We start from the raw sequence: 15,424 nt of genomic DNA on the forward strand, positions 1-15,424 counted from the left end.
ACCCCAAAGAATTTATAATTTTACCCCTTCCAACACTCTTTATTGGTGATTTAAACCATGGTTACTTTGGTTATGCAGTGTGTAAAAGAAATTGATTTTTTTAGAAATATCAGGGAAATCCGGGAATACGAATTCGGGGTGTTTTATTTCTTTGATGGTTTGGTAATTTCCGAAATCAAGAAAGATGTTGTATTCAATTGGGCCATGGCGCAAAAGGCCATTGATGCAGCCTATGAAATCATAGGGAAGGACAAACCCATTGCCTATATTTCAAATCGCATCAACAATTATTCGGTGGTTCCAACCGATTGGATAAAATTCTACACCAACAGAAACCAGCTTGAGTTCTATTCCGTAGTTGCCTATAATAAGGGTGGATTGGCCAGCTTAATTCTGGAGCGGATGTTTTTTCGGAACAGCATCAGACAATTCTCCGATTTGGACAGTGCGATCAAATGGAGCCTTACCAAAATTTCCGAAATGGAAAATAAAAAGGAAGTGCTGAAATAGTTACTGCCCTATGTGAAAAAGAGCATCTCCCTGATTCACCACTGCCTGGTGGTTAATACAAAAAACATATCCATCAAAAGGTGCCTTTATCTTCTTGTTCTTTTTGGCATAGGTATCGGTTAACAAACCCAAAGTCTGGCCTTTTGCCACTTTTTTTCCATTTTCTGCCTCAGGAATGAACATCCCGGCCCTTGAGGCCCTGACCCATCTCTTTCGTTCCAAATGGATCGTTCTTCTTTTCTTTGAGGAGGAATTTTTGGGAAGCATACCCAAATTTGCCAGCACATTATGTACGCCTGTGATACCCACTTCAATGCTATTTTCATCAAATCGCATACTTTCTCCCGCCTCAAAAACAATGGTTGGAATTCCTTGTTTCAAAGCTGTTTTTCTAAAAGACCCGTTGATCAATCTACTGGCAAAATAAAAAGGGGCATCAAAGGCCTCGGCCAATTGCTTGCTTTTATCATCTTCCAGCGAATATCGTGTTTGGGGGAAATTATGCCGCTGCCCACCTCCAGTGTGCAGATCAATTCCGAAATCCACTTGGGGTAGTATCTGTGTTGTATAGGTATGCGCAATGCGACTGGCCAAGGAACCTACCTTACTTCCGGGAAAGCTTCGATTGACATCTTTACCATCCGGTACATCTCGTGAAAAATGAATAAATCCAAAAACATTGAGAATTGGCACCACGATCACCGCTCCCTTTTTTATTTGAAATACATTGTCTTGGAGCATACGGCGAACGGTCTCCACGCCATTGATCTCATCCCCGTGCAGGCCCGCTTGAACCAAAACCGTTGGGCCCGCTTTTTTCCCGTTGAACACATGAACGGGAATATGAATAAGGGTGCCCGTTGGTAAACGCGCAATATTGATTTGGACCAGTTTGTTTTGTCCAGGGGAAACGTCCTCCCCGTTGATGTGTATGATTTTATTTTCTCCTTCGCTGCCCATTTTTCTCAACAAATTGTATGATGTGCTTAGCTACATTAATACCGGTTGCCCCTTCTATTCCCTGCAATCCCGGAGACGCATTTACCTCTATGAGCACTGGACCCCTTTTTGACCGCATTAAATCAACACCCGCTACGCCAAGGCCCAAATACTTTGTAGCATTTAAGGCTATAAATTGCTCTTTGGCCGTGGGTTTTATTGCGGTGGTATCCGCCCCTCTGTGCACATTGGACCTAAAATCGTCCAAATCACTGGTGCGTTTCATGCTCGCCACAACTTTGTTCCCAACAACTATGATCCTAATGTCTTCCCCGTTGGCCTCTTCAATATACCGTTGCAACAAAATACTGGTGTCCATTTTATAGAGGGTATCGATAATGGATTTGGCCGATTTTTTGGTTTCGGCCAATATAACTCCCATTCCGTGGGTACCTTCCTGAAGTTTGATAATGACCGGCGGTCCTCCCAACAGCTTAATCTGTTCCTCTATATCGTCAGGATTGATGGAAAAAACGGTTTCCGGGATTGGGATGCCTTTTCTGGCCATGATCTGAAGAGTTCTCACCTTGTTCCTAGCCCTGGTAATCCCTAAAGATCGAGCGGTACTGAACACATTGTTCATTTCAAATTGTTTCACGATAGCCGCTCCATGGCGTGTTACCTTTGCACCAATCCTAGGAATAATAGCGTCAAACTCGTCGGTTACATTGTCATCACCAAAAAAAATCTGCGGTTTGCCCTCGCCCAATTTTACAGAGCACTTGGTATGATCAATAAGCTCCACATAATGACCTGCAGCTTGAGCCTCATCAACTATCCTTCGTGTTGAGTGCACATTAAGACTAACCGATAAAATGGCTATATCCAAAATCTTGGTTTAGTGTTTGAGAAACTTTGCCTCAATATCGCAAAAAAACAATCTCTCCCGACTATAAAAGTTTATTTCCGAACCATCCATACAGTTTTGAAGGTCAATCAGGAACAATTTCGTAAGGAAAGGCAGGAGCAATCCTACCTTTAATTGTTCTCCATCGGACATGCCCTTTATTCTTATGACTTGGAACCTCTACAATAGTATCATTTTGGGAATCGGAACGCCTTTGGCCATGCTGAGTGCTTACCGAATGCTCTTGGGCTGGAAAAGACCATTGCACCGGTACCTTTTTGCCTTCATTCTTCTGTCACTCGTGGTCATCTTGCAGGTCATTCTAATTGATATTGGGTTGACAAAGGCCTATCCTCTATTGCTTTTGTTCTATATGCCGTTCCAATTTCTATGCCCTGCTCTTTTTACCGCTTTTGCGTATACGTATACAGACCAACTGCATCTGTTTAAGAAGTACAAATGGTACTTTTTTGCCCCTTTCATCATTTTTTTTGGACTCTATTCCTTTCTTAAGGTCAACGTAATAAATGGTTACGCGTGGATATCCGCCCAGACTGCGGCCCATATAGGGGCCGAATGGGATGAAAACAGTGCCTTAACCCTATCCCTCCTAGCCGCTCTATGGAATTACCGTTTGCTCAAAAACTACGAGCGGGGTATGGGCAACCTTCCACATCAGGTCGTATTGAGAAAGACCAAGTGGCTCAAGACCATGTATTTGGTCATGGTGGTCTTAAGTCTACTCTGGCTCGGTGTCATAATAGGCATCAAACTTATCGACTCCTGGTCTGGCCATGGTCCTTACTATCCTCTTTGGGGCTTGTTTATTGTATTCTATTATCTCCTTTTCTTCATGGGGAATCGACATTTGAGGATGGTACATAAGGAAAAGGAATCCCAAAGAAAAACCCTGGAATCCTTTCAGCATAACTTCCAAGTGACTGCCCTTCAAAAGGTTTTTAACGAAACCGAAATGCTATCCATCCAGGAAAGTCAGTCCGATGTCAACGAAATTCTGAGCTACTTTGCCACTTCTTTATTTGACAAAAAAAATGAGGACGAAGTGGTCTGGGATATCACAAAGAATTGCATTTCTAAATTGGGTCTTGAAGATTGCGTATTGTATATCTGGAACGACGCCAAGGGTATCTTACAGCAAAAGGCGGCCCATGGCGAAAAGGAATTTGCAAATCGAAAAATCCTAAGTCCCATAGAAATCCCGCTTGGTAAAGGTATTGTTGGCTCTGTGGCCCAAAACCAAAAATGGGAATTGGTGAACAACCTGGACGATGATGTCAGATATATAGAGGATGATAAAAAAAGAAGCTCAGAATTAGCCGTTCCATTGGTTTATGAAAATCGATTATTGGGGGTTCTGGATTCCGAAAATTCGGAAAAAAACTTTTTTAATGAGCGACACCTATTGTTATTTCAACTGATTGCAAAATTGACATCGACCAAATTGGGGCAGCTCGTTAACCAAAACACCTTTGAACTGACCGACGACAACACCCACTACCAAGCATTGCTCCACTGGTTTGCCGAAGACAAGCCTTACCTGAATCCTTATCTCAGCCTAACAACAGTAAGTCAGCACTTAAACATCAGTGGCGGATATCTTTCACAAATCGTCAACAAACTGGAGGAGACCAATTTTTCCGAGTTTTTGAACAAGCATCGCGTCGAAGAGGCCAAGCAAATATTAGTGAACCCCAACTATTCTTGTTACACCATAGTTTCCATAGGACTTGAATCGGGCTTCAACTCCAAGTCGGCTTTTTATACCGCATTTAAAAAACATACCGGCCAAACTCCATCTGGGTTCCGCCAAAGGCATTTGATCTTGTCCTGATTCTTCAAAATTGAAAGAAACTGGACTCCTTTCACTCCATCAAGTCCTAGGTTTACCCCAAATTTTAAACTTTATAATTTATGCAAACAAAAAAATTGTTTAGAACAATGTGTATGGCCCTTTGCGGTGCTTTGGTATTGGTGTCCTGCTCCGCAGAGGATGGGGCAACCGGTCCTGCTGGACCCGCCGGGCCGCAAGGAGAACAGGGGCCTGCAGGAGCCGATGGGCAAGATGGTGCACAAGGCGAGCAGGGTGAACCAGGAACTGCTAACGTCATCTATTCCGATTGGATAACCCGAGATTTTGAAACTGGAGGAGCTTCTGAAACCAATGAACAGCTTTTGGAAACTTTTGGTCTCACAGATTTTAACTTGAATGAGGACGTCCTTCTGGTATATGGCAGAAGAGAAATCAATGCCCTTGTCAATGTAGTTCATCAATTGCCTTATACCCATACAAGTCAACAGGAGTACTATACATTCAGTGTTGCAAATTTTATTGGGGGTAGTTCATTAAGAATTCTGGCATCTACCCTAGATGGCGGCACAAATCTTTTTACCTATTTTGGTGAATTTAGATACGTTATAATTCCTGGAGGAACACCGGTTACCGATCCGGCTTCCAAATCCTATAAAGATTGGAGCAACATGTCCTATAAAGAAGTTGCAGACTATTTTGGAATTACCGAGTAACTCTCCTTAAAAAGTTCCCCCTTTTTACTAAATCTGTTTCCTTTTCTTCAAAAAAAACAGGCAGTCCGAGCCTACCAAAACCCAAAATTGTTTGATCTTTATAGCATCTTGATGCCATTTTCAAATTTTTCTTTCAACGCCAAGGCGCACTGCTTATAATCCTTCTAAATAAGACCGTATCCAAGGCTTAAAACTTGTTAAACATACGTCCGTGCCGTAAATTTGTAGGTAAAACCAGCACTGATGAGTGGATTGATAAAATCTTCGATTGCCCGTAAAGTCGTGATGGCACTTTCGGGTCTTTTTTTGGTTGTTTTCCTAACACAACATTTTGTAATTAACATTACCTCGGTCATAGATCCCGAGACCTTTAATTCCTGGTCTCATTTCATGGGATATAATCCGTTGGTTCAATTTATCCTTCAGCCCATTTTAATAGCGGGTGTCATCATACACTTCGTTATGGGCTTTATTCTGGAAATCCAGAATAAAAATGCAAGGGGTGTCAATTATGTAAAATATAAAGGAGGGGCCAACGCTCCATGGGTGTCCAGAAACATGATCTATTCAGGTTTGGTGGTGCTTGCTTTTTTGGTGCTTCACTTTTACGATTTCTGGGTTCATGAAATGGCGTACAAATACGTAAACTTCCTTCCCGAGGACCCAACTCGTTACCATGAGGAGACCGTGGTTAAGTTTGCTCCCTTCTGGAGAACCATTCTTTACGTAGTTTCCTTTGGACTTTTGAGCCTTCACCTGTGGCATGGGTTTTCCTCATCCTTTCAAAGCATGGGGTTGAACAATAAATACAGCTCTGCCATAAAAACTTTCACAAAAATATTTTCAGTGGTCATCCCTCTTGGCTTTGCATTCATTGCCTTATATCACCACCTTAACCCAATAACACATTAATTATGGGCATATTGGATTCTAAAATTCCATCCGGTCCTTTGGCCGATAAATGGACCAAGCATAAAAATGATATTGATCTGGTCAATCCGGCCAACAAGCGAAATATTGATGTGCTAGTGGTCGGTACTGGACTTGCAGGAGGTGCTGCCGCGGCCACCCTTGCTGAGTTAGGGTATAATGTGAAGACATTTTGTTATCAAGATTCCCCAAGACGGGCCCACTCCATTGCGGCCCAAGGGGGTATCAATGCAGCGAAGAATTATCAAGGGGATGGGGATAGTCCCTATCGTTTGTTTTACGACACCATTAAAGGTGGGGATTACCGTTCCCGGGAAGCCAATGTATATCGATTGGCAGAAGAGTCTGCCAATATCATAGATCAATGTGTGGCACAGGGGGTTCCCTTTGCACGTGAATATGGTGGGCTATTGGACAACCGTTCCTTTGGTGGAGTATTGGTTTCCAGAACGTTCTACGCTAAAGGTCAGACTGGTCAGCAATTGCTCTTGGGAGCCTATGCAGCCATGAACCGACAAATCAACCGTGGTAAAATCCAAGCTTATAACCGTCATGAAATGATGGATTTGGTATTGGTTGATGGTAAGGCAAGAGGTATCATTGCGCGGGATATGGTCACGGGAGAAATCCAACGGCATAGTGGACATGCCGTAGTTTTGGCCACAGGAGGTTATGGAAATGTATTTTTCCTTTCCACCAACGCCATGGGAAGCAATGTAATGGCAGCCTGGCGGGCGCACCGACGAGGTGCCTTCTTTGCCAATCCATGCTATACCCAGATTCACCCAACCTGTATTCCTGTTTCCGGAGAGCACCAGTCCAAATTGACATTAATGTCAGAATCATTGCGTAACGATGGTCGGATTTGGGTGCCCAAACGCAAGGAGGATGCCGATGCCATTCGCGCAGGAAAATTGAAGCCTACCCAATTGGGAGAAGAAGAACGTGATTACTATTTGGAGCGAAGGTATCCTGCTTTTGGAAATCTTGTCCCCCGCGACGTGGCATCAAGAGCTGCCAAGGAGCGCTGCGATGCCGGATTTGGCGTGAACAAGACAGGGGAGGCCGTTTATTTGGATTTCGCCTCGGCGATTGAGCGATACGGTAAAGAGAAGGCTCTTACTTCCGGATTAAAGGATCCAGATAAGGAAACTATCACGAAATTAGGTGAAGAAGTCATCGAGGCCAAGTACGGAAACTTGTTCCAGATGTACGAAAAGATTGTAGATGAGAATCCGTACAAAACCCCAATGATGATTTACCCAGCGGTACATTATACCATGGGAGGTCTTTGGGTGGATTATAACCTTCAAACCACTATTCCAGGTTGCTACTGTGCCGGAGAGGCCAACTTTAGTGACCACGGCGCCAACCGTTTGGGAGCCTCGGCATTGATGCAAGGTTTGGCTGATGGCTATTTTGTGTTGCCTTATACCATCGGTGATTATCTATCCGATGACATTCGGACCGGACCCATCCCAACGGACTCCGCGGAGTTTGAAGCTGCGGAAAAAGGAGTCCGTGACCGTATGGAAAAGTTAATGTCTGGCACCGGAATCCATTCCGTGGATTATTACCATAAGAAGTTGGGTAAAATCATGTGGAACAAATGCGGAATGTCCAGAAATGGGAAAGAACTTGAGGAAGCCATTAAGGAGATTGCGGAGCTAAGAAAGGATTTCTGGGAGAACGTCAAGATTCCTGGAACGATCGATTCAAAAAACCAGGAACTGGAGAAAGCTGGAAGAGTGGCCGACTTTTTGGAGTTGGGCGAATTGTTTGCCAAAGATGCCCTTCATAGAAACGAATCCTGCGGGGGACATTTCCGTGAAGAATACCAAACTGAAGAAGGAGAAGCCTTAAGGGACGATAAAAACTTCAAATATGTTGCAGCATGGGAATTCAAAGGTGAACCAAAGGATGCCGAACTGCACAAAGAAGATTTGGTTTACGAAAACATTGAACTAAAGACAAGGTCCTACAAATAAAAAGCTATGAAACTATACTTAAAAATTTGGAGACAGAAGGATGCAAACGCCAATGGTCAAATAGTAGACTATACCCTTGATGGGGTTGAGGGCGATATGTCTTTTTTGGAGATGTTGGATATCCTGAACGAAGAACTGGTCTCAAAAGGGGAAGAACCGGTAGAGTTTGACCACGACTGTAGGGAAGGTATCTGTGGAACCTGTTCTTTACAAATTAATGGGGAGCCGCATGGCCCGGACAGATTGATCACCACATGCCAATTGCACATGCGCAAATTTAATGATGGGGATACTATTGTTATTGAACCGTTCCGCGCCAAGGCATTTCCGGTAATCAAGGATTTGATTGTGGACCGAAGTTCTTTTGACAGAATCCAACAGGCAGGGGGATATATCTCGGTAAACACCTCTGGGAATACAGTTGATGCCAATGCCATCCCTATTGAAAAACATGCGGCCGATGCTGCAATGGACGCTGCCACATGTATTGGTTGCGGAGCTTGTGTAGCAGCGTGTAAAAATGCCAGTGCCATGTTATTTACTTCAGCCAAGGTTTCCCAATTTGCACTGTTGCCGCAAGGTCAGGTAGAAGCTGCGGACCGCGTGCAAAACATGGTAAGACAAATGGATCTTGAAGGTTTTGGTAATTGCACCAATACTGGAGCCTGCGAAGTGGAGTGCCCAAAGGGTATTTCCCTGGAAAACATTGCACGGATGAATCGCGAATATCTGTCGGCAAGCGTAAAAGGATAATTTTCATTCCTGCAATGCAGGGACACTTTATTGTAAAACCCAAATTCCACAAAGAGTTTGGGTTTTTTGCTTTATAGTAATCTTAAGTCCTGACCATCCTTAACATCCAGATTTGATAACCAAAACCACATCCAATTTAATAGCATCGGAAATGATGCTCTCTTTTACGCTTCCCATAACCCCTTTGGATTCATATTGGATGCCCCAGCGGGTTCTGTCAATTACAAGCTTGGATTTAAACACAACTGTCTTATCCCTTTCTTCCACACTAATTCTAAAGTTAATGGGATGAGTAACCTCCTTTATGGTCAACAGGGCTTCGACCTTGATTTCGTCCTCTTCAACATAAAGGGCATCAACAATCTTTAATTGCGCAATGGGATGGTTTCCCACATCAAAGAAATCTTCATTTTTTAGATGCGAAACCAGCATTTCATTGTGCTTGCCATCTGTATTTACAATAGTATTCATGTCGGCCTCAAAATATCCCCCCATGACCATATCCCCGGACCAAAAAATTGTGCCTTTTGAAAACTTTACTGTGCCATAATGCTCATTGAACTGGAATAGTTTGGACCCACTCCAATTAATGACACTCTTTTCCGTGTCAATATTTGTGCTACCTTGTCCATACACTGCGGCACCAAATCCAATGCCCATAACTAATAAGATGATTTTTTTCATTGTCTTGTTTTGGACAAAACTAGGTTTAGGCGACTCCCAAGTGGTGAAGAAAGTGTAAATGAAATGTAAAAAATTGCAATTTTTTGAATTGACAAAAACTGGTCATTAAATGAAAATCGCTCTCTACATCGGTACGGTTATTTTTACGTTTGCCCTCACGCTTGTGGCAACAAAAAATGAATCCAATTCTGAAGATGACACTTTTCCGAATAGGGTGAAGGTTGCCCTAAGAAATACTGGGAATACATTGTTACTTCAAAGTGGCGATTCTACCTCTTTGGTCTTTCCTGTAACAAAAAATGGCCCCAATACTTTTCAATTGACCTTTCAAATGAGGTTGTCCATTGTCCCTGATAGCTTGGTCGCATCAGTTCATAAAAGTTTTAGAGCCATGAATTTGCCAAACGATTATTTGGTAGAAGTAGTGGATTGCAGCAATCTTGAGGTATCCTACAGTTATTCCATATCCAACAACGAGGAGAGCAATATTGTCCCTTGTTTGGGCAGAAGTCTGCCGATGAAGTGCTATACCATAAATGTTATCTTCCCAAACCCTCCAGACATAAAGAAATCCCCAATACCCAAGTCATGGTATACCTTGGTTTTGTTTGGAACATTGGGCGTTGGCATATTTTTTTGGGTCAGGCACAAAGAAAAAGGAGAGATAGCAGAGACGGTGGAACGCACCCAGATCGGCAACTATGCTTTTTATAAAGATCGGAACATGCTGGTCAAGGGCGATGTATGCATGCAGCTTACGGCAAAGGAAACAGAATTGTTAAAATTGTTCTCGGATAATCTAAACCAAGTGGTCAGTAGAGATCAGTTGCTCAAGGAAGTTTGGGAAAACAAGGGCATTTTCGTGGGAAGAAGCCTAGATACTTTTATTTCGAAATTGCGGAAAAAGTTTCAGGATGATGAAGACATTAACATCCTTAATGTTCACGGGGTCGGTTACAAACTTGAAGTACTGAAAAAGTCCCGAAAATAGTTTTCGAACATGCCCAATAAATACTCTAAAGATCGCATAAAGGTACCTCGATTTAATGAGGAATCGGGTTTTTATACCACCCCAGAGCGTTCCAAGATCATGGGCAAAATCCGCGGAAAGAACACCAAACCCGAGCTGGCATTTCGAAAAGCGCTATGGGCTTCAGGATATAGATACCGAATAGATTACAAGAAACTTATCGGTAAACCCGATATCGTTCTAAAAAAATACAAAACGGCTATTTTTATTGATGGGGAGTTTTGGCATGGTCATAATTGGGAAGAACGGAAACATAAAATAAAGACCAACCGTGAATTCTGGATTCCCAAAATTGAACGGAACATACAGCGGGATGAAGAAGTGAACGAGGCTTTACTAGCCATGGGCTATACCATCTTCCGTTTTTGGGAACGGGATATAAAAAAGGATTTGGACACTTGTCTGCAAAAGGTGATCTTCCATCTCCAAAATCAACAATCCAAATGATAGATTCTAAACTTCCCAAGGTAGGGACTACCATATTTACGGTAATTGGTCAACTTGCCCAACAGCACAACGCCATTAACCTATCACAGGGGTTTCCAAATTTCAGTCCGGACTCCAAGCTCCTTGCCTTGGTCAACAAAGCCTTAGTAGCGGACCATAATCAATATGCTCCCATGCAGGGGGCCATGGGCCTGAGGGAAACCATATCGGAAAAAACGGAAAACCTATACGGAAGGTATTATGATCCTGGTTCCGAAATTACCATTACCGCAGGTGCTACCCAGGCCATTTTTACCGCCATTGCGGCTTTTATAAAACCTGGGGACGAGGTCGTAGTGCTGAAACCTGCTTACGATTGCTACGAACCGTCCATTGAGCTTTTTGGCGGAGTCGTAGTGCCGGTGCAGTTGGAGGGCCCAGATTTTAAGGTCAACTGGGATGTCTTCAAGGCCGCCATCACCCAAAAGACCAAGATAGTGATTATAAACACCCCCCATAACCCAACAGGCTCCATTTGGTCGGCGTCGGATATGCTTAGGCTTCAGTCGGTTCTTGAGGGCACCTCCATCCTATTGCTCAGCGATGAGGTGTACGAGCATATCATATTTGATGGAGTGCCACACGAAAGCGTTTCAAAATTTCCGGACCTTGCTTCGCGCAGTCTTATCTGTTCCTCCTTTGGAAAGACGTTTCATGTCACCGGTTGGAAAATGGGCTATTGTATTGCACCAAAAGAACTGATGAAGGAATTCCAAAAGGTGCATCAATTCAATGTATTTTCCGTAAACCATCCCGCTCAAATCGCATTGCAAGATTACTTGAAACACTCCGAGCATTATCTTGAGCTCGGTGCTTTTTATCAGAAGAAAAGGGACTATTTTTTAGCCGCAATCCAAAATTCGAGGTTTGGAATGCATCCCTCACAAGGAACCTATTTTCAATTATTGGATTATAGCACTATTACCGATAAAAAGGATACGGATTTTGCGGAGCGATTGATCAAGGAGTTTGGCCTGGCCAGCATCCCGGTCTCTGTTTTTTGCACGGAAGATTATGACCAGCGACTGCTGCGTTTCTGTTTCGCCAAAACTGAAGAGGTTCTTGATCAGGCTGCGGAAATCCTGAATCGCATCTAAATTCCTAGAATTGTCTTCTTACTATTTTGAAGATCTGTAAAACATCTTCCAGCGCCAATTCAAAATCCTGAAATTCCGGTGAAGTATTAAGGTTATGACAGTTTACGCTGTTCTTTTCCGAATTGAACGTGGTGACTTGTTTACAAAGAATTCGATTTTTACAAACGAGCACATAGGGCTTGTTCAACCAAGGTTCCACTTCCTTTTCAAACAGTGACCTTTCCAATTCCTGACCAAGAACCAGACATTTGTTCGGAATGGAGTCAATAGTACCATTGTTCATGGAATCTCCGGTTACCTCAAATGCCATATAGGGACTATCATCCACATAATCCAAGACAAAACCAGTTTGGAAGGCGTTTTGCGAGGGCGTATTGGTCAATACCCGCGCGATATATTCTTTTTGCTGTTCCATCAAGACCAAGGGCGACATGGCCAGATACTTGCCATGATCTAAGGGATAAAATACGTTCCCGTGCTTGGTATGGGGTTTTCGGTTTCTGTACGAGCCCTGTGGGTCATGGAATTCATAGATGTAGAGCTCGGGAATGGTCATGTCGAAAAAGTCGGCGATCTTCTTCAAATTCTTCATGGGTATGTTGGCCTCCTTTCGCTCATAAAGCTGCACAGTTCTTAGGCTAACTCCAATTTCTTGCGCAAATTTTGATTGACTTATCCCTATTTTTCTTCTTAATTCTTTTATGATGTGCATAAAATTACTATCTTGTGTAATATTTTTACGCCATGCTGCAAGTATAGCGTAGACTCAACCTCGCCCCTGTAATTCACTTACGATCAAATATAGAAAAAGGGAATTACTTCAACAGTTACAAATCATTTAATACAGTTAAGCTATGGGAACACTCAAATCCTCTGACCTACTAATGAACAGTAATAAAATGTTTTCAAAAAGTGACTACGGAAAACCTATTGGTGAGTTATTGTCCAACATCCTTAGACGTAATCTATCCAAAACGGATTATGCCAATATTGCCGCAAGGAGCAACATTAGCTTCTCCACCATTAGGGATGTTGTTTATCGCTCCAATAGTCTAACCGAAGCCAATGCAGTGGCCATAAAACTACTGGTGCATGCGGCCTTCGAAAATGCGATCGCTTATAAACTGCAAGTAGAGGGAGACATTATGTTTTTGGATAAAATGCTAAAGATCTAAACGCAGCAGCCAATCTGTTTGTTTGTCCTTGCCGATGTAATAGGGATGCGTGCCAAATTTCTGGAAGCCATAACGCTCATAGAATCGTATGGCTCCAGGATTACGCTCCCAAACACCTAGCCATAGATAGTCAAGTGCCCTGTTCCTCGCAAGGGCAACCACCTTGTGAAGCATAGCTGCTCCAATGCCTTTGCCTTGGTGGGAGCTTTGCACATAGATACGCTCCAACTCCATGGCATTTGGGTCCTTTACATCGGTTTGGGCCTCTCCCAGATTGAGTTTGAAATATCCCACTAAATGATTGTCCTCCAAAACAAAATAAAAAAGGGAATCTGCGTTACCCAATTCTTCAGATAACCTTACTTTGTTAAAAGCAGAAGACATATAAGCCTCAAAATCCTTTGGGTCGTTGTCCTTTTCAAATGCAGCACGGAAAGTATCCTGCGAAATTTGAACAAGTGCATCAAGGTCCGATGCCTGACACTGACTGTAGCTTAGGGATAACTGACTTTGTTTCATCCCCCAAAATTATTCAAAAAAAAGAGCCTAACATAAATGTTGGCCCTCAGTATTTTATACAAAATCTATCTTCTTAAAGCATGAAAAGCTTCTTGATCAATAGCATAAATCCTGTAAAAAAATCGTTTCTGTAAACTTGTACATTCTCCTCTACTGAAGAGCGGGTAAATTTGGGTGCCATGATGTTGATTTTTATGGAGTTAATTTGGGAAAATTATTCTACACTACCAAAATACAGCCGAACTTTTAAGAAATAAAACTTTTGTTGTGTAATCCCCTTTATCTGTGGTCAACAAACCGATGGGTATAGATTAAGATTCCATCTCCGGTATTTCGCCTTCTACCAGCAGTTTACCTTCGGTAGCAACTACAATTTCATCCACGGAAACCCCGGGGGCCCGTTCCAATAATTTAAAACCATCTTGGGTCACTTCCATAACGGCCAAGTTGGTCACAACCTTTTTGACACACCCCACTCCCGTTAAGGGAAGTGTACATTCTTTCAGTAATTTGGATTTCCCGGCCTTATTGGTGTGCATCATGGCCACAATAATATTTTCGGCCGAGGCGACAAGGTCCATAGCACCGCCCATCCCCTTCACCATCTTTCCGGGAATCTTCCAGTTGGCAATATCCCCGTTCTCTGCAACCTCCATGGCTCCCAAAATTGTGAGGTCCACATGCTGTCCCCGAATCATTCCAAAACTAGTGGCCGAATCAAAAAAAGAGGCTCCAGGAAGGGTTGTGATGGTCTGCTTCCCCGCGTTGATAACATCGGCATCCTCTTCACCTTCAAATGGAAAGGGGCCCATTCCCAGAACACCATTCTCACTTTGGAACTCCACACTGATATCGTCGCGAACAAAATTGGCCACTAGGGTTGGGATTCCAATTCCGAGGTTCACGTAATATCCATCTTTGACCTCTCTTGCAATTCGTTTCGCGATTCCGTTTTTATCCAACATGCTTAATATGCTAATTTTTCAATTTGGTAATGTCCTAATTCCTTATTTCCTCGAATTTCTTTTACTTGCACTTACAATTTTACCTAAAATCAATCCTAATTCCTTGGTCATTGGTCCCAGCAACATTCTCCTTCATTCCCACAAACTCATTAGGCCATTAGCACATTTTCAAATTAATTCCGACTTCGAACAGTCCTTTGCTCTATCCTTTTTTCATATTCCACTCCTTGAAAAATCCGTTGTACAAAAATTCCAGGGATATGAATTTCATTCGGGTCCAAACTTCCTGCGGGAAGCAATTCCTCCACCTCGGCTACAGTAATCTTGGCCGCCCCGCACATACAGGGGTTAAAATTTCTGGCCGTACCCTTGAAAATCAGGTTTCCCGCCTCATCCCCTTTCCAAGCTTTTACAAATGAAAAATCGGCTTTGTAGGCTGGCTCCAGCACATACATTTTACCGTCAAACTCCCGGGTTTCCTTTCCTTCGGCCACCTCAGTGCCATAGCCTGCAGGCGTATAAAAAGCTGGAAAACCTGCTTGGGCCGCTCGACATTTTTCGGCCAAGGTACCCTGGGGCGTCAACTCAACTTCCAGTTCCCCGCTCAGCATTTGGCGTTCAAACTCATCATTTTCCCCAACATAGGACGATATCATTTTTTTTATTTGATGCTCTTGCAGCAGCAAGCCCAAACCAAAGTCATCTACTCCGGCATTATTGGATATACAGGTGATATCCTTTATCCCCAATGTTACCAATTGGGCTATTGCATTTTCCGGGATTCCGCACAATCCAAAGCCTCCCAACATAAAGGTCATTCCGTCTGAAACACCTTCAAGTGCCTCTCTAACATTGGCTACCGTTTTCTTGATCATGGAATTCTTATTTTCTTGGGCC

17 protein-coding genes are annotated in these 15,424 nt (G+C 43.1%); 10 read left to right on the plus strand and 7 right to left on the minus strand.

Translation table 11 applies throughout. From position 1 onward, the window contains the following. The first annotated feature begins 72 nt into the window (after positions 1–72). Complete coding sequence (locus tag BUC10_RS17060) at positions 73–510, plus strand: hypothetical protein (protein WP_073182017.1); 438 nt, start codon at positions 73–75, stop codon at positions 508–510. Here the strand turns inward: BUC10_RS17060 and BUC10_RS17065 are convergent, their stop codons facing one another. After that, positions 511–1,470, minus strand: coding sequence for a succinylglutamate desuccinylase/aspartoacylase family protein (locus BUC10_RS17065; protein WP_073181932.1), 960 nt, complete (start codon positions 1,468–1,470; stop codon positions 511–513). Further along, on the minus strand, positions 1,448–2,338 hold the full coding sequence (locus BUC10_RS17070; RefSeq protein WP_073181934.1) for a RimK family alpha-L-glutamate ligase: 891 nt from the start codon (positions 2,336–2,338) through the stop codon (positions 1,448–1,450). The genes BUC10_RS17065 and BUC10_RS17070 overlap by 23 nt, the downstream gene beginning before the upstream one ends. Positions 2,339–2,507: 169 nt before the next feature. Between BUC10_RS17070 and BUC10_RS17075 the strand changes: the two genes are divergently transcribed. The 5 genes from BUC10_RS17075 (at position 2,508) to BUC10_RS17095 (ending at position 8,571) form a co-directional block, all read left to right on the plus strand. After that, positions 2,508–4,208: a helix-turn-helix domain-containing protein gene (locus tag BUC10_RS17075; RefSeq protein WP_073181936.1), complete on the plus strand. Its 1,701-nt coding sequence runs from the start codon at positions 2,508–2,510 to the stop codon at positions 4,206–4,208. Positions 4,209–4,288: 80 nt separating this feature from the next. Continuing rightward, positions 4,289–4,900 (plus strand): collagen-like triple helix repeat-containing protein, encoded by a 612-nt coding sequence (locus tag BUC10_RS17930; protein ID WP_073181937.1) that lies wholly within the window; start codon positions 4,289–4,291, stop codon positions 4,898–4,900. 243 nt (positions 4,901–5,143) lie between these two features. Next, positions 5,144–5,812: a succinate dehydrogenase cytochrome b subunit gene (locus BUC10_RS17085; RefSeq protein WP_073181940.1), complete on the plus strand. Its 669-nt coding sequence runs from the start codon at positions 5,144–5,146 to the stop codon at positions 5,810–5,812. 2 nt (positions 5,813–5,814) lie between these two features. Next, positions 5,815–7,818 carry a fumarate reductase/succinate dehydrogenase flavoprotein subunit gene (locus tag BUC10_RS17090; RefSeq protein ID WP_073181941.1) on the plus strand — a complete coding sequence of 668 codons (2,004 nt, stop codon included), beginning with the start codon at positions 5,815–5,817 and terminating at the stop codon, positions 7,816–7,818. A gap of 6 nt (positions 7,819–7,824) precedes the next feature. Further along, on the plus strand, positions 7,825–8,571 hold the full coding sequence (locus tag BUC10_RS17095; protein WP_073181943.1) for a succinate dehydrogenase/fumarate reductase iron-sulfur subunit: 747 nt from the start codon (positions 7,825–7,827) through the stop codon (positions 8,569–8,571). Positions 8,572–8,670: 99 nt separating this feature from the next. On the opposite strand, the gene BUC10_RS17100 is transcribed toward BUC10_RS17095, so the two are convergent. Continuing rightward, positions 8,671–9,255: a YceI family protein gene (locus tag BUC10_RS17100; protein WP_073181946.1), complete on the minus strand. Its 585-nt coding sequence runs from the start codon at positions 9,253–9,255 to the stop codon at positions 8,671–8,673. Positions 9,256–9,364: 109 nt separating this feature from the next. Between BUC10_RS17100 and BUC10_RS17105 the strand changes: the two genes are divergently transcribed. From BUC10_RS17105 to BUC10_RS17115, 3 genes are read left to right on the plus strand one after another with little or no spacing between them, the layout of a single operon-like run. Next, positions 9,365–10,246, plus strand: coding sequence for a winged helix-turn-helix domain-containing protein (locus tag BUC10_RS17105; protein WP_073181947.1), 882 nt, complete (start codon positions 9,365–9,367; stop codon positions 10,244–10,246). A 9-nt stretch (positions 10,247–10,255) separates the two neighbouring features. Further along, positions 10,256–10,732, plus strand: coding sequence for a very short patch repair endonuclease (locus BUC10_RS17110; protein WP_073181949.1), 477 nt, complete (start codon positions 10,256–10,258; stop codon positions 10,730–10,732). Continuing rightward, complete coding sequence (locus tag BUC10_RS17115; RefSeq protein WP_073181951.1) at positions 10,729–11,868, plus strand: methionine aminotransferase; 1,140 nt, start codon at positions 10,729–10,731, stop codon at positions 11,866–11,868. The genes BUC10_RS17110 and BUC10_RS17115 overlap by 4 nt, the downstream gene beginning before the upstream one ends. 4 nt (positions 11,869–11,872) lie before the next feature. Here the strand turns inward: BUC10_RS17115 and BUC10_RS17120 are convergent, their stop codons facing one another. Further along, positions 11,873–12,580: an XRE family transcriptional regulator gene (locus BUC10_RS17120; RefSeq protein WP_073181953.1), complete on the minus strand. Its 708-nt coding sequence runs from the start codon at positions 12,578–12,580 to the stop codon at positions 11,873–11,875. A 142-nt stretch (positions 12,581–12,722) separates the two neighbouring features. Between BUC10_RS17120 and BUC10_RS17125 the strand changes: the two genes are divergently transcribed. Next, complete coding sequence (locus BUC10_RS17125; protein ID WP_073181954.1) at positions 12,723–13,043, plus strand: hypothetical protein; 321 nt, start codon at positions 12,723–12,725, stop codon at positions 13,041–13,043. Here BUC10_RS17125 and BUC10_RS17130 read toward each other — a convergent pair. From BUC10_RS17130 to BUC10_RS17140, 3 genes are all read right to left on the minus strand, one after another. Beyond that, positions 13,032–13,562, minus strand: a complete 531-nt coding sequence (locus BUC10_RS17130) for a GNAT family N-acetyltransferase (protein ID WP_073181956.1) — start codon at positions 13,560–13,562, stop codon at positions 13,032–13,034. The genes BUC10_RS17125 and BUC10_RS17130 overlap by 12 nt on opposite strands. 311 nt (positions 13,563–13,873) lie before the next feature. Next, the gene (locus tag BUC10_RS17135; RefSeq protein ID WP_073181958.1) at positions 13,874–14,527 is read right to left on the minus strand and encodes a 3-oxoacid CoA-transferase subunit B; all 654 of its coding nucleotides are present in this window, start codon (positions 14,525–14,527) and stop codon (positions 13,874–13,876) included. Between the two features lie 173 nt (positions 14,528–14,700). Further along, positions 14,701–15,402, minus strand: a complete 702-nt coding sequence (locus BUC10_RS17140) for a CoA transferase subunit A (protein ID WP_073181959.1) — start codon at positions 15,400–15,402, stop codon at positions 14,701–14,703. Positions 15,403–15,424: the final 22 nt, after the last annotated feature.

It is taken from the genome of Flagellimonas flava (assembly GCF_900129665.1).
Classification (GTDB): domain Bacteria; phylum Bacteroidota; class Bacteroidia; order Flavobacteriales; family Flavobacteriaceae; genus Flagellimonas; species Flagellimonas flava.

Coding starts and splice junctions, on each gene's coding strand:
- BUC10_RS17110 (WP_073181949.1), top strand. CDS start 10,256: ATGCCCAATAAATACTCTAAAGATCGCATAAAGGTACCTCGATTTAAT.
- BUC10_RS17930 (WP_073181937.1), top strand. CDS start 4,289: ATGCAAACAAAAAAATTGTTTAGAACAATGTGTATGGCCCTTTGCGGT.
- BUC10_RS17120 (WP_073181953.1), bottom strand. CDS start 12,580: ATGCACATCATAAAAGAATTAAGAAGAAAAATAGGGATAAGTCAATCA.
- BUC10_RS17135 (WP_073181958.1), bottom strand. CDS start 14,527: ATGTTGGATAAAAACGGAATCGCGAAACGAATTGCAAGAGAGGTCAAA.
- BUC10_RS17095 (WP_073181943.1), top strand. CDS start 7,825: ATGAAACTATACTTAAAAATTTGGAGACAGAAGGATGCAAACGCCAAT.
- BUC10_RS17065 (WP_073181932.1), bottom strand. CDS start 1,470: ATGGGCAGCGAAGGAGAAAATAAAATCATACACATCAACGGGGAGGAC.
- BUC10_RS17075 (WP_073181936.1), top strand. CDS start 2,508: ATGCCCTTTATTCTTATGACTTGGAACCTCTACAATAGTATCATTTTG.
- BUC10_RS17060 (WP_073182017.1), top strand. CDS start 73: ATGCAGTGTGTAAAAGAAATTGATTTTTTTAGAAATATCAGGGAAATC.
- BUC10_RS17140 (WP_073181959.1), bottom strand. CDS start 15,402: ATGATCAAGAAAACGGTAGCCAATGTTAGAGAGGCACTTGAAGGTGTT.
- BUC10_RS17125 (WP_073181954.1), top strand. CDS start 12,723: ATGGGAACACTCAAATCCTCTGACCTACTAATGAACAGTAATAAAATG.
- BUC10_RS17100 (WP_073181946.1), bottom strand. CDS start 9,255: ATGAAAAAAATCATCTTATTAGTTATGGGCATTGGATTTGGTGCCGCA.
- BUC10_RS17105 (WP_073181947.1), top strand. CDS start 9,365: ATGAAAATCGCTCTCTACATCGGTACGGTTATTTTTACGTTTGCCCTC.
- BUC10_RS17090 (WP_073181941.1), top strand. CDS start 5,815: ATGGGCATATTGGATTCTAAAATTCCATCCGGTCCTTTGGCCGATAAA.
- BUC10_RS17085 (WP_073181940.1), top strand. CDS start 5,144: ATGAGTGGATTGATAAAATCTTCGATTGCCCGTAAAGTCGTGATGGCA.
- BUC10_RS17115 (WP_073181951.1), top strand. CDS start 10,729: ATGATAGATTCTAAACTTCCCAAGGTAGGGACTACCATATTTACGGTA.
- BUC10_RS17130 (WP_073181956.1), bottom strand. CDS start 13,562: ATGAAACAAAGTCAGTTATCCCTAAGCTACAGTCAGTGTCAGGCATCG.